Annotated in this window: 12 protein-coding genes; 10 read left to right on the top strand and 2 right to left on the bottom strand. The window is 35.3% G+C overall.

What is annotated here, in order from left to right; all coding sequences use genetic code 11:
- Positions 1-252 precede the first annotated feature (252 nt).
- From HHU12_RS06400 to HHU12_RS06365, 8 genes are all read left to right on the top strand, one after another.
- Positions 253-2,943, top strand: coding sequence for an alpha-L-rhamnosidase-related protein (locus HHU12_RS06400; RefSeq protein WP_169655928.1), 2,691 nt, complete (start codon positions 253-255; stop codon positions 2,941-2,943).
- 206 nt (positions 2,944-3,149) lie between these two features.
- Positions 3,150-4,643: a phytoene desaturase family protein gene (locus HHU12_RS06395; RefSeq protein ID WP_169655927.1), complete on the top strand. Its 1,494-nt coding sequence runs from the start codon at positions 3,150-3,152 to the stop codon at positions 4,641-4,643.
- 139 nt (positions 4,644-4,782) lie between these two features.
- A complete protein-coding gene (locus tag HHU12_RS06390; RefSeq protein ID WP_169655926.1) occupies positions 4,783-5,619 on the top strand; it encodes a phytoene/squalene synthase family protein in 837 nt (278 codons plus the stop codon).
- A 3-nt stretch (positions 5,620-5,622) separates the two neighbouring features.
- Positions 5,623-6,159: an isopentenyl-diphosphate Delta-isomerase gene (gene idi / locus HHU12_RS06385; RefSeq protein ID WP_169655925.1), complete on the top strand. Its 537-nt coding sequence runs from the start codon at positions 5,623-5,625 to the stop codon at positions 6,157-6,159.
- Between the two features lie 10 nt (positions 6,160-6,169).
- Positions 6,170-7,624, top strand: coding sequence for a phytoene desaturase family protein (locus HHU12_RS06380; RefSeq protein WP_169655924.1), 1,455 nt, complete (start codon positions 6,170-6,172; stop codon positions 7,622-7,624).
- The gene (locus HHU12_RS06375; RefSeq protein ID WP_169655923.1) at positions 7,621-8,286 is read left to right on the top strand and encodes a carotenoid biosynthesis protein; all 666 of its coding nucleotides are present in this window, start codon (positions 7,621-7,623) and stop codon (positions 8,284-8,286) included. The genes HHU12_RS06380 and HHU12_RS06375 overlap by 4 nt, the downstream gene beginning before the upstream one ends.
- A gap of 3 nt (positions 8,287-8,289) precedes the next feature.
- Complete coding sequence (locus HHU12_RS06370; RefSeq protein ID WP_169655922.1) at positions 8,290-8,772, top strand: sterol desaturase family protein; 483 nt, start codon at positions 8,290-8,292, stop codon at positions 8,770-8,772.
- Positions 8,756-9,442: a lycopene cyclase domain-containing protein gene (locus HHU12_RS06365; RefSeq protein ID WP_169655921.1), complete on the top strand. Its 687-nt coding sequence runs from the start codon at positions 8,756-8,758 to the stop codon at positions 9,440-9,442. The genes HHU12_RS06370 and HHU12_RS06365 overlap by 17 nt, the downstream gene beginning before the upstream one ends.
- Before the next feature lie 192 nt (positions 9,443-9,634).
- On the opposite strand, the gene HHU12_RS06360 is transcribed toward HHU12_RS06365, so the two are convergent.
- Both HHU12_RS06360 and HHU12_RS06355 read right to left on the bottom strand, forming a co-directional pair.
- Entirely contained in the window at positions 9,635-10,942 is a 1,308-nt protein-coding gene (locus HHU12_RS06360; RefSeq protein ID WP_169655920.1) for a TRAP transporter large permease, read from the bottom strand.
- Between the two features lie 4 nt (positions 10,943-10,946).
- Positions 10,947-11,447: a TRAP transporter small permease subunit gene (locus HHU12_RS06355; protein WP_169655919.1), complete on the bottom strand. Its 501-nt coding sequence runs from the start codon at positions 11,445-11,447 to the stop codon at positions 10,947-10,949.
- 245 nt (positions 11,448-11,692) lie between these two features.
- Between HHU12_RS06355 and HHU12_RS06350 the strand changes: the two genes are divergently transcribed.
- Both HHU12_RS06350 and bamA read left to right on the top strand, forming a co-directional pair.
- Positions 11,693-12,421, top strand: a complete 729-nt coding sequence (locus HHU12_RS06350; RefSeq protein ID WP_169655918.1) for an isoprenyl transferase — start codon at positions 11,693-11,695, stop codon at positions 12,419-12,421.
- 39 nt (positions 12,422-12,460) lie between these two features.
- On the top strand, positions 12,461-14,998 hold the full coding sequence (bamA, locus tag HHU12_RS06345) for an outer membrane protein assembly factor BamA (protein ID WP_169655917.1): 2,538 nt from the start codon (positions 12,461-12,463) through the stop codon (positions 14,996-14,998).
- Positions 14,999-15,324 lie beyond the last annotated feature (326 nt).

Raw genomic sequence — 15,324 nt, 5'->3', positions numbered from 1 at the left:
TTCTATGATTTTATTCAAAGTTAATCATTGGACTTCATAACTCTTCAAAATGTTTTGAAAAAGGTCTTGCTGTTTTGCTGTAAAGTTGTTTTTAAATGATTTGATAAGAAATGTAAATGAATTGATTTAGGAACCGATTGCAATAAAAATCATATTGTATGTATAAACATTCTATTTGTAAATTGTATGAGGAAAAGAGCTAGCTACTCATAATTCAAAATAGAGAACCTTTATTTATCAAGTATCAAGAGAATGAAAAAATACATCAATCAGAGTGTTTTATTACTTGCACTGACATGTAGTTTCTTTGCATGTTCCGAAGAGAAAAATGAATTATTGTATTCTTCAGACACCTACAAAGTGTACAAGGATCATGTGACCCAAGGAGAATATGAAGCCAAAGTAGTTTCTGATAAAGAAATGACTTCCAATTACAAAAGCCCAATGCAAGATGCGTACAGCAGAGCAGTGGAGTTTAAGTTTAGTATTAATGGAAAAGATGATGAACTGCCTTACGGTATCAATCATAGAGTGGTAATAAGACCTGAAAATGGAGCTTTTACGACAGAAATAATGAAATTCGGCGAGCCTTGGGCTATGGAGGAACAAGTAGACCCGATGGACTGGCTAGAGAAAAATACGAAGGTGACTTTTAAGTTAGATATGTCTCCTGTGTTGAATGCTTTTAAAGAGAAAGGGTATTATGAAGATCTTCACGGAGATAAAATATACAAAGATGATTTCAAAGGTGTATTCATTGCAGGTGGAAGTGCTCCATTAAGATGGGACTTTGAAAACTTGAGTGAAAGAGAGCAATTGCAGGATAAAGATGGTGATGGCATTTATGAAATTACGTTTGTGATGAATGCGCCAGATCCTGAAAAGCAAACTTCACCGGTATGGAAATCTTCAAAAAATATATCTAAATACCCTACGTTTACTTCAGATATTCCATTGATCAATGCATTGTACAATTTAGCATTGAATGAGTTAGTGGCAGATTCTGAAACAGATGGTACTTTTAGAACAGGTAAAGAATGGGGTGGTGTCTGGACAAGAGATATCAGTTATTCCATTGTATTGAGCTTGTCAATTCTTGATCCGGATAGAGCAATTACTTCATTAAGAAAGAAAGTAAAAAGAAACCGTGTGATTCAGGATACGGGTTCTGGTGGAGCTTGGCCGGTGTCTTCTGATAGAATGACTTGGGCTTTGGCGGCATGGAATGTTTTTTCTGTGACGGGTGATAAAGCATGGTTGAAAGAGGCTTATAAAGTAATTTCTAATTCTATTGAAGATGATATGCTTGTGGTTTATGATGCTGAGACAGGATTAATGAGAGGTGAGTCTTCTTTCTTGGATTGGAGAAAGCAAACGTATCCTAGATGGATGGATAATAATGATATTTACCGTTCATTGAATTTAGGTACAAACGTAGTGCATTTTGAAGCAATGAATATCGCTTCAAGAATGGCAAACGTTCTTGGAAAAGGAAAAGATGCTCAGCGTTATTCAACTTTGGCTGATAATCTTAAGAAATCGATCAACAAACACCTTTGGTTAGAGAAAGAAGGCTATTATGCACAATATATGTATGGTAGAAACAATATGATTGTAGCTCCAAAATATGAAGCATTGGGTGAGGCGTTGGCCATTATTTTTGGTGTAAGTGATGCAGAAAGAAGTAAAGAGATTGTGACAAAGTCTCCAATTGTACCATTCGGTGCAGCATGTGTTTACCCTCAAATTCCTGGTATTCCACCTTATCACAATAATGGTATTTGGCCTTTTGTACAAGCCTACTGGAACATTGCGACAGCAAAAACAGCTAACGGTACAGCGCTTGAGCAAGGTTTGGCATCAATTTACAGACCTGCAGCACTTTTCCTTACCAATAAAGAAAACTTTGTAGCAGAGGATGGCGATTATATGGGTACGGAGGTAAACTCTGATGAAATGCTATGGAGTTTGTCTGGAAATATGGCCATGATTTATAAGGTGTTTTATGGTATTGATATTGATCAAAATGGTGTGCTGAAATTCAGTCCTGCTGTGCCAAAAGTTTATGGCGGTAAGAAACAATTGAACAATGTAAAGTTATGGGGAGCTAATCTTTCAATTGTTTTAGAAGGTTATGGTAATCAAATCAAAAGCTTTAAAGTAGATGGTAAGGAAGTAGCTTCAAAATCTCTTTCATTAGCAGAGGGTGGTTCGCATAATATTGAGATTGTCTTAGCCAATAATGATATCACTGAAGGAACATCTAGTAATAAAGTACCAAATAGATTCCATTTAAAAACACCTCAAGCGGAATTAAAAGGTGAAACTTTAACTTGGAAAGCCATTGAAGGAGCAGTGAAATATGAAGTGGTAGTGAACGGGAAAGTAGTTGCTTCTCCAACAGCAACAGAATATAAATTGTCTCCTTCTAAAAATATGCTGGATGAATTTGCAGTAAGAGCAGTAGACAAACACGGCTATCTATCTTATATCTCAGAACCTGTAGTGAGCAATAATTATCAATCGAAAAATATTGCAAAGGTGGCTAGAGTAGACCGAAAAGTGTCAATCAAAGGAGCACCGAGTAATGTGGTGGAAATTTCAAGATCAAAGAATAAGAAAATCAATTTTGATCTTAATGTAAAAGAAACCGGAGAGTATGTAGTATGGTTCTCTTATTCTAACGGCAGTGGTCCGTGGAATACTGATAATAAATGTGCGATCCGTTCATTGGTTGTAAATGGTGATGAAGCTGAAACAATTGTGATGGCTCAAAGAGGAACAGATGAGTGGTCAAGTATTGGTAATACCAACAGAATGAAAGTGAATTTGAAAGCAGGAAAAAATAAATTACAGATTCTTTTCAAAGAGCACAATGAAAATATGAATGTTGATGTTAATACTGCATTAATAGAAAATATATATTACGGTAAGACAAAATAAAGTTTTCGTACGTGTTAAGAAAAGGTTCTAAATTGAGTGTTTGGAACCTTTTTTTGTTTAACGATGACGGTATTTGTGTTATATTATTTATAATGAGTTGAAATATAGGCTTAAGACCTATTTTTTTTGATTTAACTAAACAATTCTTCAACGTTTTTGTTTATATTCTTGTCTTAAATAGTTAAACAAAATACTTCAACTAAAATATGGCATCAATAGGTATAATAGGTTCAGGTTTTTCAGGTTTGTCAGCTGCTATTACTCTCGCTGACAAAGGACATGAGGTTCATGTTTATGAAAAGAACGAACAAATTGGTGGTAGAGCTAGAACTAAGACGGTTAATAACTTCACTTTTGACCTTGGACCGTCATGGTATTGGATGCCGGATGTGTTTGAAAACTTTTTTGGGAAGTTTGGAAAAAAAGTGTCTGACTACTACGAATTAGAACGATTAGATCCCTCATATAGAATTTATTGGTCAAGTACTGACTACACAGATATTCCTGCTGATGTGAATAAGCTTGGAGATCTGTTTGAAGAGTGGGAAAAAGGCGCAAAGCAAAAACTTATGCAGTTTATGCATGAGGCTGAAATCAAATATCAGATTGGTATGAATGATTTCGTCCACCGTCCGTCTTACTCTATCATGGAATTTGCAGAATGGCAGGTAGTGAAGAATATACCTAAACTTCATCTGATTTCTGACTTTGCAAGTTACATCCGTAAATATTTCAAGGATGAGAAAATACTTAAGATACTTGAATTCCCAGTGTTGTTTTTAGGTGATGTAGCCAAAAGAACTCCTGCGTTGTACAGTTTGATGAATTATGCAGATCTGAAATTAGGTACTTGGTATCCTAAAGGAGGTTTTGGTGAAGTTGCTAAAGCTTTTGAAAGACTTGCAATTGAAAAGGGAGTGATTTTTCATACCAATACACCTATTGATAAAGTGAATTGCGAAGGGAGAAATGTAGTTTCAATGGAATGTAATGGTGAAATATTACAGCATGATGAATGGGTAGGCACATGCGATTACAACTTTTTTGAACAAAAGCTTCTGTCAAAGGAATATAGAAACTACACAGAGAAATATTGGGATAAACGCAAAATGGCACCTTCATGCCTGTTATATTACATAGGTTTAGATCAGAAGATTGAAAATATTCGCCATCACAGTTTGTATTTTGATTCACCTTTCGAACCACATGCTGAAGAGATCTATGATAATCCTGCATGGCCGAAAGATCCGTTGTTTTATATGAGTGCACCTTCTGTCAGTGACCCTATTATTGCACCTGAAGGTACAGAAAATATAGTGCTTTTGATTCCTGTAGCACCCGGCTTGAAAGATACTGAAGAAATTAGAGAACGTTATTTTAATGTAATGTGCGATCGATTGAAAGCATCTGTTGGAGTTGATCTTAGAGAACACTTGATTGTAAAGGAGACTTTTGCACACAACGATTTTGTAGAAGCTTACAACGCTTTCAAAGGCAATGCTTATGGACTGTCGAATGTATTAAAACAAACGGCCTTTTTGAAGCCATCCATCCGATTTAAAAAACTCGATAATGTGATGATGGCAGGGCAGTTGACCGTTCCAGGACCTGGTGTACCACCTTCTATCATTTCAGGGGAATTAGTTGCTAATGAAATCTTGAAAAAGAAGAATTTGAAAGCACCAAAGCAAGTGGTTTAATACATTGATTTTTTTCCTTTATCTATGGATATAACATAGGTAAAGGAACTTTTATATTTAATCTATTCTCCAAGTATTTATAATAACTTATTAATACATACCTAACAAAATTACACTATAACTTGAAACACTTAATGTAATGAAAAAGATTTATGATGACCTTTCTTATAACTTATCGAAATCACTAACGCTAAAGTATACCACATCTTTTGCAATAGGAATTCGATTTTTGTCTCCATCATTACGCCCTGCGATTTATGCGATTTATGGTTTTGTAAGAGTAGCTGATGAAATTGTGGATTCCTTTCATGGATATGATAAAGAACAACTGCTAGACGATTTTGAACAAGACTGTTATAAAGCGATTGATGATAAAATCAGTACCAACCCTATTTTACATTGCTTCCAAGAAGTAGTAAACCAATATGGTATTGAGAGAGAGCTGATCTCTTTGTTTATCAGAAGTATGCGTATGGATTTGGATAAAACAGAGTATTCAGAAGAAGAATACAAAAATTATATTCTAGGTTCTGCAGAAGTTGTTGGCTTAATGTGCCTTAGAGTCTTTTTAGAAGGAGATGAAGCAGAGTACAGAAGATTGGAGCCTCTGGCAATGTCTTTGGGTTCTGCCTTCCAGAAAATCAATTTCCTAAGAGATTTGAAAGCAGATGTACGCGATTTGGGCAGAGTTTATTTCCCTAATATTGATATTTCGGTATTCAATGATGAGGTCAAGAAAGAAATTGAAGAAGACATACAAAAAGACTTTGATCAAGGGTTTGAAGGAATCAAGCAATTGCCTAAAAAAGCAAGATTTGGTGTTTATTTAGCGTATATTTATTATACTAGGCTATTCAGTAAAGTGAAAAACGCACCAGCCGAAACTATTTTAAAAGAAAGATTGAGAATACCTGATCCAAAGAAATACATGATTCTTTGTCAGTCTTATATTCGACACCAAGTAAATATACTTTAAGCTATGGAGAGAAATGATGTAATACTCGTTGATGAAAACGATAAAGAAGTAGGGGTGATGGAGAAACTTCAAGCCCATGTGGAAGGAAAGCTTCATAGAGCGTTTTCGGTTTTTATATTTAATAATGAAGGGAAACTTTTATTACAGCAACGTGCGCTGACAAAGTATCATTCTGGTGGACTTTGGACCAACACTTGTTGCAGCCACCCTAAGCCAGGAGAGGAAGTGCATGATGGTGCCCACCGTCGTTTGGTAGAAGAAATGGGTTTCAATACTGAAATTGAATGGGTGGATCATGTACTTTACAAAGCAGCTTTCGGTAATGGGTTGATCGAACATGAATATGATCATGTATTTGTGGGATATTACGATGGTGTAATCAAACCTAATCCAGAAGAGGTAGAAAGTATCCGATGGATTGATATAGCTGAACTGGAAGATTGGATGAAGAAAAAACCTACTGATTTTACGGCTTGGTTTGGTTTGTGTTTGGAAAAAGTAAAGTATTTTCGAGAGACAAAAAATCAAGCAATCGCATAACTAAAACTAGATGAAACAAGCTGTAATTATAGGGGGAGGAATAGCAGGAATAGCCTCCTCATTAAGACTTAATAAACTAGGCTATAATGTCACTCTTTTAGAAGCCTCAGATACACTTGGAGGTAAATTAAGGCAATTTGAAGCAGAAGGTTTTCGATTTGATCAAGGGCCTTCACTTTTTACATTGCCTCATTTGGTAGAAGAGCTTTTTGCCTTGTATGGAAAGAATGTTGAAGACTATTTTCAGTATGAAGAATCTGAAATAGCTACTCAGTATTTTTTTTCTGATAAATCTATTTTTACAGCATATTCAGATCCTGGGAAATTTTCTGATGAAGTATTTAAAAAATGGGGTGTAGATGTCACTAAAGTCCTTCAGAATATTATTGAAGACTATAAAAAGACTTCACCCGTATTTATAGAAAATAGCTTAACGAAAATCTCGGACTTACTGACCAAAGAAGTTTGGGATGCACTGCCGGTCTTAACAAGAATCGGTGTTTTTGAGTCTTTGCATCAATTCAATCAAAAACATTTCAAACACCCTCAATTAGTACAGCTTTTTGATAGGTATGCCACTTACAATGGTTCAAATCCTTATCAAACCCCCTCAATAATGAGAGTGATCAGTGCTTTGGAGCACCAAGATGGAGTATTTTTCCCGAAAAGAGGAATGCGTTCAATTGTGACCTCTTTAGTAAAATTGGCAGAAGAGGAAGGGGTTACTTTTCTAAAAAATCAAAAGGTGGAAAGCATTAGTGTCAGCAATAAAAAGAGCATCAGAAGTGTAAAAACAGAAGAAAGCGTTTTTGATGCTGATCTTGTTGTTTCTAATGTTGACGTCAACTTTTTCATTCCAAATGTTCTTGATAAAAAGATAAGAGTGCCCAAGGAAAAAGAATTGTCGTCATCAGCAATGGTTTTTTATTGGGGAGTGAATAAGTCTTTTGAGCAATTGCATCTACATAATATTTTCTTTTCAGAAGATTATAAAAAAGAATTCCAAGAGATTTTTGAGGAGTTTAAAATTCCAGCTGACCCTACAATCTATGTTCACATCAGCAGTAAAATCAATCCTGATGATGCACCTGAAGGAAGTGAGAACTGGTTTGTGATGATTAATGTTCCTCCAAAACCTGAGTTATTTACTACTGAAGTGATTCGCAAGATTGAGAAAAGGGTGATGGCGATACTATCGAAACAATTGGATGCAAACCTTGAGGATTTGATTTCATACTCATCCTATTGGTCTCCAAAATTGATAGAGCAAGATACACAAAGCTGGAAAGGCGCACTTTATGGATTGAATAGCAATAAGCTAAACAGTGCTTTTTACCGTCAAAGAAACAAGTCAAAGGATATTAATAATTTGTATTTTGTAGGAGGAAGTGTTCATCCTGGCGGAGGTATTCCATTATGTTTGAATAGTGCTAAAATTGTTGAAGAAATAATAACAAACCAATGAAGGCAACACTTTTAATATCGAATGCAAAATCTTTCTCTGCTGAAAAGTGGGTAAAAATAGTCTTGTTTATTTTTTACGCGGTAGGATGCATCGCAGCATTTTTTCCACTCAATCAGCTCATATTACCATTTACGCCCTTTTTATTATTTTCCACTTTTTTGGTGTTGCTTTACTTTGAAGATCAAAAGGATACGCGGCTGAAAATCTGGTACACTTTTGTTTTTATAGGGAGTTTTTTGGTAGAGTGGGTAGGAGTACACAAAGGTTTTCTCTTTGGAAAATATGTTTACTTAGATAATTTAGGCTATAAACTAGATGGTGTTCCTTTATTAATTGCTATCAATTGGCTGATTTTAGCTGTGGCGGGAGTTACATTTAGCAAAAAAATAAAACTAAATATCTATCTTAAAGCAATTTTATCAGCGGCACTTGTTGTGCTATTGGATGTGTTCATAGAAAGAGTCTGTGAACCCTTGGGTTTTTGGAAGTGGAGCGGGGGAATGCCGCCATTGAAGAATTATATCAGTTGGTGGGTATTTATGACGTTGTTTATATTTTTACGATTGAAATTTTTAAGGTCTAATAATTCGATTTCAGTCTATATTTATATTTTATTTTTCACTTATTTTTTATTCCAAAACTTAGCGCTTATCCAACTATAAGTTATGATATTAAACATTCTAATCGTCTTGATCACATTCCTTTTTATGGAATTTACGGCATGGGCCGCACACAAATATGTGATGCATGGTTTTTTATGGTCTTTACATCAGGATCATCACGAGCCTAATAAGTCATTCTTCGAGAAAAATGATTACTTTTTTATAATTTTTGCTATCCCATCATGGTTGGGTATTATGCTCGGAATGATATATAATCATTACACTTTTGTTTGGATGGGAGCAGGAATTGCTTTGTATGGATTATGTTATTTTCTAACGCACGATGTCTTAATTCATAGGAGATTCAAGTGGTTTGACAATACCAACAACCGTTATTTCAGAGCGATTAGAAAAGCACATAAGGTGCATCATAAAAAATTGACAAAAGAAGACGGTGAATGTTTTGGTATGTTGATTGTTCCTCTTAAATTTTGGAAAGAAGCAAAAAGTATTAAACAAAAAAAGAAGAATGCCAGCACTGTCTGATATCTATTTAATCATTAATATACTGGCCCTTTTAGGTCCTTTACTACTAAGCTTTGACAAAAAAGTAGCTTTCTATAAAAATTGGGTAAGGTTTATCCCTGCATTTTTTACAATGGGTATAATCTATCTCCCATGGGATATAATTTTCACTTATATGATGTTTTGGGGCTTCAACCCTGATTATCTAGTGGGTATTAGTTTATTTTACCTTCCTATAGAAGAATGGATGTTTTTCTTTATTATTCCCTACTGCTTTTTATTCATTTATGAATGCGTTATCGCTTATTTTCCAAATACACTGAAGAAGACGTACCTCCCAGCTTACTTTTTTATTGGAGTAGCGATTTCACAAGCTTATTATGGTGGAACTTATTCAACTACTAACTTTTATGTAGTTTGTATTGCATTGGTAGTAGTGTATAAATTTCTCAACCAAGCTTTCTGGTGGTCTTATCTGATCACGTTATTTCCATTTTTGATTTTTAATGGAATCCTTACAGGATCATTTACGCCTGATCCAATTGTTTGGTACAGCAGTGAGGTATTTTCCAATGTGAGGATTTTCACAATTCCAGCTGAAGACTTTATTTATCTTTTAGGAATGATGTTACTCTGTTTTAGGGGTTGGAATATGCGATTATATCCTTCAGATTTCGATGAAAGAAAATAAAAAAAAGTGGTTTGTATTTCTAGAAAAGTACAAACCACTTTTTTTAAGCAGTTGTACAATTAAAATCGGAAGTTGTGGATTTTCTTTTTTAGCCTACTCTGCGTTAGAATATCATAACGTAACTATTGCTATGCTCTTCTATTCTGCCTTGATTAGACTAAAAAAAATAATCCAACTTAAATGTGCAATTGCCTATTCCATTATAGTAGGGAGGAAGGTAACAAGTTTAGGGAAGGTAATCACTAAAATAATGAGCAGGAGCTGAATGCAGATATAGGGGATGATTCCTTTATAAATCTGACTTGTTTTAATGCTTTTTGGAGCGACTCCCTTGAGATAAAATAGGGAGAACCCAAATGGAGGAGTTAGAAAAGAAGTCTGCAAATTGAGTGAGACTAGGATGGCTACCCATAATAGATCTAATCCATACAAAGAGAAAATAGGAGTGACAACGGGCATAAAAATGAAGATGATTTCAATGAAATCAATGAAGAATCCGGCAAGAAAAATTCCCAATAGTACTAGTGCAAGGAACATATAAGGTGAAAGATCTGAACCTTGAATTAGCTCAACTAATATTTCGTCACCTCCCAATCCTCTGAAAACTAATCCGAATGCTGTAGCCCCCACAAGAATCATAAAAACCATACTTGTTAAAGAACCACTTTCAAGAGCAGATTCCTTCACAGCTTTCCAAGTCAACTTTTTTTCTAATGCAGTTAATAAAGTAGCTGCTAGAGCGCCAACACCAGCCGCTTCAGTGGGAGAGGCAATTCCCATAAAAATAGAACCTAGCACCGCAATGATTAGAACAAATGGTAAAACAAATGTTCTTAGCAAAGATGAAAAGCTTAATGTTTTCTTGAACTCATCTATTTCAGCCTTAGGAATAGAAGGTACTTTATCTGGGTTTAAACCTGCATAAACGTAAACATATATTATATAGAAGGTCACAAGCAGTACCCCTGGAATAACAGCCGCAATAAATAGATCTCCAATAGATATATTCATAACACTGCCCATTAAAATCAATACAATACTTGGAGGAATGATCTGCCCTAAAGTACCACTTGCAGCGATGATTCCTGTGGAATATTCAGGTGAGTAACCTCTTTTAAGCATACTAGGTAAACTCATCAGTCCCATTGTGACAACGGTTGCTCCAACAATTCCAGTAGAAGCCGCTAACATAGCACCAACAATAGCCACAGAGATAGCCAATCCGCCTTTTACTTTCCCGAGAAGAATAGCCATGGTATTCAATAACCTGCTGGCAATACCTGACTTTTCAAGCATTACCCCCATATAGACGAACAAGGGCACAGAAATTAGGATCTGATTGCTCATTGTTCCAAAAATCCTAAGAGGCAGTAAGTAAAACAAATCAACCCCAAAAGTAAAATAGCCAAAAATCAATGAAACGCCTGCCAATGTAAAGGCAACTGGATAGCCCAATAATAAAGCCCCGAAAAGGCAGATAAATAGAAGTGCAAGAAGCATGTTGTTAATTTGTAGTTTTTAAAGAATAAAGCCCTTCCACAGTATTTCCAATCCCTTGAAGTAAGAGTAAAACCATACTTATGGGAATAGTAGCTTTGATTATAAATCGGTAAGGAAGGCCACTGGGGTCAGTAGAATGTTCTGTTATTTTATAAGAATTGATGATATATGGAATACTCGCATCAATAATCAATAAACAAAAAGGCGTGAGGAAAAATAGAAACCCCAACGTATTAATATAAACCTTTGAGCGATGAGACAATTTTGAGTAAAAAGCATCTACTCTCACATGTTTGTCCTGACGTAATGTGTTTCCGGCATTCAATAAGAAAATACAAGCGAACAGATGCCATTCTAATTCTGCAATAGAAGCAGAAGTGGTGTGGAAAAAGTACCGCATTAAAACATCAAAGCAAACGATGAGAATCAGCAATATTGAGAAATAGGACACAAAACTTCCTATTTTTTTATTCAGTAAGTTTAATTTGCTAGAAAATTTATTCATAGAGCAATTGTTGTGTTAAAAAATAGTATCTCATTGATACTGTGTACACAGCGTAAAATAGTTTATTGTATGTAGATTGTTAACTTGTGTAAAAATACATTATTCTTATGAATATGTACTATTTGTTTTCATTTCAAATCTGTTTTTTGTTGTTATCTGCTCTATTTATCTTTAATTTCGCCCTTCAGCAAAGTAATATATAAATTCGATTACTGAGCTCAGTTTTGTTTTAGACAATTTTTAGAATGGATTATACGTTAGATAAGGCGAATTTACCTAATCATATTGCGATCATTATGGATGGTAATGGACGTTGGGCTAAAGGAAAAGGTGCAAAGCGAATCTTTGGACACAACAATGCTATAAAAGCAGTTCGTGAGGCAACAGAGGGATGTGCTGAATTGGGGGTGGATTATTTGACTCTATATGCTTTTTCTACTGAAAATTGGAATAGACCGAAAACAGAAGTTATTGGTCTTATGAAATTGTTGGTTTCAACGATCCGCTCTGAAACAAAAACGTTGATGAAAAACAATGTTCGCTTGAAGGCAATTGGTGATTTAGAGCAGTTGCCAAAAGATTGTCAAAAAGAATTAGAAGAGTCAATGCAACTAACCAAAGAGAATACGGGTCTAACATTAGTGTTGGCACTTAGCTATAGCGGTAGATGGGATTTGATTCAAGCTACAGAGAAAATGTGTCAAGCATTTAAGGCGGGAGAAATTGATGAAGTAAACGAAGATACAATCAAAGGTTACTTGTCTACGGCAAATATGCCAGATCCTGAACTTCTAATTCGTACGAGTGGCGAACATAGAGTGAGTAATTTCCTGTTGTGGGAGATTGCCTATACTGAATTATTTTTTACTAATGTACTTTGGCCTGACTTTAGGAAGAACAATCTACACGAAGCTATTTATTCTTACCAAGGACGTGAAAGACGTTATGGTAAAACAAGTGAACAACTTTCGTAAAGATCAAGGACAATACTTAAAAGAGATCAAGCAAAACGCATGATATCAACTAAAAAAGCAGTGTATACACTGTTAACGTTCATCTCAATTTGGACATTCGCAATAACTACAACTTATGCTCAGTTTGGTACAAACTATGGTTCACAGAGTGGTAAGTACAAGGTAGACTATGGTACCCCTGTTGAATATACAATTGCAGGTATCGACGTTGTTGGTGCAGATTTTAATGATAAAAATGCATTAATCAACATCGCCGGATTTAAAGTAGGAGAGAAAATTAAGATTCCTGGCGACGCAATCAGTAAAGCGGTAAAGAAACTATGGAGATTAGGTATCGTTGGTGATGTTCAGATTAACGTTACTGAGATTCAAGGTAGTGATGTTTATCTTCAGATTGCCTTGAAAGAGAGACCTAAACTTTCAAAATTCTATTTTGAAGGCGTTAAAAAAGGACAAGCAAAAACACTTACTGATAAGGTACAGTTGGTTAGAGGCCGTATCGTAACGGAATCTATGATTCGTAATACTCAAAACCTGATTAAAGCACATTATGCTGAAAAAGGTTTTAAGAATACGGAAGTGAAAATTGTACGTGAGAAAGATCCTGTTTTAGCCAATTCAGTAATTCTTAGAATTGATGTTAATAAAAACAGCAAGGTAAAGATCAATGAATTAAAGCTTGCCGGCGTTGAGGAATTGACAGAGAAGAAAGTGAAGAGAAAATTAAAGAAAACGAAAGAAAAGCGTTTTGGTAGAATTTTCACTCCTTCTAAATTTATCGCTGAAGAGTATGCAAATGATAAGAAATCATTAGTTGAATATTACAACGAAGAGGGTTACCGTGATGCTGAAATCGTAAGAGATTCGGTTTACGATGTCAATCAGAAGTTAGTAAACGTAGAAATTGATATGTATGAAGGTAAGCGTTATTACTACAGAAGTATCAATTGGACGGGTAACTATAAATATACTGATGAGCAATTAGGCAGAGTATTGGGTATTTCTCCTGGAGATGTTTACAACACAACAGAATTGAATAAACGTTTATCGTTTAACCCTAATGGTGCAGATATCTCTGCATTATATATGGATGACGGTTACTTATTCTTCAACGTTACTCCTGTAGAAGTACTTGTTGTAGGTGACTCAGTGGATATTGAAATGAGAGTTTTTGAAGGTGAACAAGCTTACATCTCAAAAATCATCGTAAATGGTAATACTAAAACTTCCGACCACGTAGTTTATCGTGAAATTAGAACTTTACCAGGACAGAAATTTAGCCGTGCCGATTTAATCAGAACACAGCGTGAATTATCAACTTTAGGTTATTTTGATCCTGAAACAATTGATATTCAGCCAAAGCCAAATATGTCAAACGGTACAGTAGATATTCAGTACGGTTTAACAGAAAAAGCCAATGACCAAATTGAACTTTCCGGTGGTTGGGGTGGTTTCTACGGTTTCGTAGGTACTGTAGGTCTAGTCTTTAACAACTTCTCACTGAGAAACGTAGGTGACTTCTCTAAATGGAGACCTCTTCCTGCAGGTGACGGACAAAGATTACAATTAAGGGTTCAAGCTTCTGGTATTCAGTATCAGACTTACTCCGTTTCATTTACAGAACCTTGGTTAGGTGGTAGAAAGCCGAACTCATTGACTGTAAGTTATAACTACTCAAATCAGAACTCTTACAGTGGTAATACAAAGATTGGTAGTTTAGGTATTAATGCTGCTACAGTAGCATTAGGTCGTCGTTTGAAATGGCCGGATGACTGGTTTACAATGTCCAATTCATTATCATTTATGGTATATGACTTGAACAACTGGTTTGCCACAGGTTTTGGTGATTATAATAATGGTAAGTCTTATAACTTCACATTTAATACAACGATCTCAAGAAACAGTATTGACCAGCCTACTTATCCACGTAGAGGATCGCAAGTTTCATTGAGTATTAGTTTAACACCTCCTTATTCATTATTCCAAGACAAAGATTTCTCATCTCCTGATATTACAGATGAAGAGAGATATAGATGGGTGGAATACAACAAATGGATGTTTGACAATGCATGGTATCAAGCAATCATTGGTGATTTAGTATTAGCAACCAGAGCTCATATGGGCTTCTTGAATGCTTATAATGATGCAAAAGGATTAGGTCCATTTGAACGTTTCATTATGGGTGGTGATGGTTTAACACAACAATTTGCCTTATTAGGTACAGAAACGATTGGTTTGAGAGGTTATCAAAACAACTCAATCGTACCTTATGAGACCAATGGTCTAGGTGGTGTGGTTTACAACAAATTTGTAATGGAATTAAGATATCCAGTTTCATTAAACCCATCAGCAACAATCTATGTACTAGGCTTTATGGAAGGTGGTAATAACTGGGCTTCATTTGATGAATTTAACCCATTCGACCTTTATAAATCAGCAGGTTTTGGTGCTCGTATCTTCATGCCGGCATTCGGTATGCTAGGTATTGACTGGGCATATGGTTTCGATGCACCTCCTGGCCAGAGAGATATCAGTGGTAGCCAATTCCACTTCACAATTGGTCAACAGTTGAGATAATAAACGATATATTATAGATAAGAAAGCCTCCTACATCGGGAGGCTTTTTTTTTGTTATAAAGATTCTTGGTGCTTAGAGCATGTATGAAACATCTATTTTAGTAAAAATTCGCCCTTTCAGAACGTGAGTTTATTAATTTCATCAACTATAGAACCACTATTTTCTCTGAAATTAATTGCCCCACAACCTAAAATGGAAAATTTTTACTTCTAAAACATATATTCCAAACATGCTCTTAGTGATTTATTGTATTATTCTAATTTGAACCTATCTATTCTCATTAATTTAATATTGAAATGTTTATTATACACTTAAAAACTTTTTC

It is taken from the genome of Flammeovirga aprica JL-4 (assembly GCF_012844305.1).
Taxonomy (GTDB): domain Bacteria; phylum Bacteroidota; class Bacteroidia; order Cytophagales; family Flammeovirgaceae; genus Flammeovirga; species Flammeovirga aprica.
This window is presented reverse-complemented; position numbering and strand designations above follow the sequence as displayed.

Excerpts from the sequence above, each read along its gene's own strand:
- HHU12_RS06400 (WP_169655928.1), top strand. The coding sequence starts at position 253 with ATGAAAAAATACATCAATCAGAGTGTTTTATTACTTGCACTGACATGT.
- HHU12_RS06395 (WP_169655927.1), top strand. The coding sequence starts at position 3,150 with ATGGCATCAATAGGTATAATAGGTTCAGGTTTTTCAGGTTTGTCAGCT.
- HHU12_RS06390 (WP_169655926.1), top strand. The coding sequence starts at position 4,783 with ATGAAAAAGATTTATGATGACCTTTCTTATAACTTATCGAAATCACTA.
- idi (WP_169655925.1), top strand. The coding sequence starts at position 5,623 with ATGGAGAGAAATGATGTAATACTCGTTGATGAAAACGATAAAGAAGTA.
- HHU12_RS06380 (WP_169655924.1), top strand. The coding sequence starts at position 6,170 with ATGAAACAAGCTGTAATTATAGGGGGAGGAATAGCAGGAATAGCCTCC.
- HHU12_RS06375 (WP_169655923.1), top strand. The coding sequence starts at position 7,621 with ATGAAGGCAACACTTTTAATATCGAATGCAAAATCTTTCTCTGCTGAA.
- HHU12_RS06370 (WP_169655922.1), top strand. The coding sequence starts at position 8,290 with ATGATATTAAACATTCTAATCGTCTTGATCACATTCCTTTTTATGGAA.
- HHU12_RS06365 (WP_169655921.1), top strand. The coding sequence starts at position 8,756 with ATGCCAGCACTGTCTGATATCTATTTAATCATTAATATACTGGCCCTT.
- HHU12_RS06360 (WP_169655920.1), bottom strand. The coding sequence starts at position 10,942 with ATGCTTCTTGCACTTCTATTTATCTGCCTTTTCGGGGCTTTATTATTG.
- HHU12_RS06355 (WP_169655919.1), bottom strand. The coding sequence starts at position 11,447 with ATGAATAAATTTTCTAGCAAATTAAACTTACTGAATAAAAAAATAGGA.
- HHU12_RS06350 (WP_169655918.1), top strand. The coding sequence starts at position 11,693 with ATGGATTATACGTTAGATAAGGCGAATTTACCTAATCATATTGCGATC.
- bamA (WP_169655917.1), top strand. The coding sequence starts at position 12,461 with ATGATATCAACTAAAAAAGCAGTGTATACACTGTTAACGTTCATCTCA.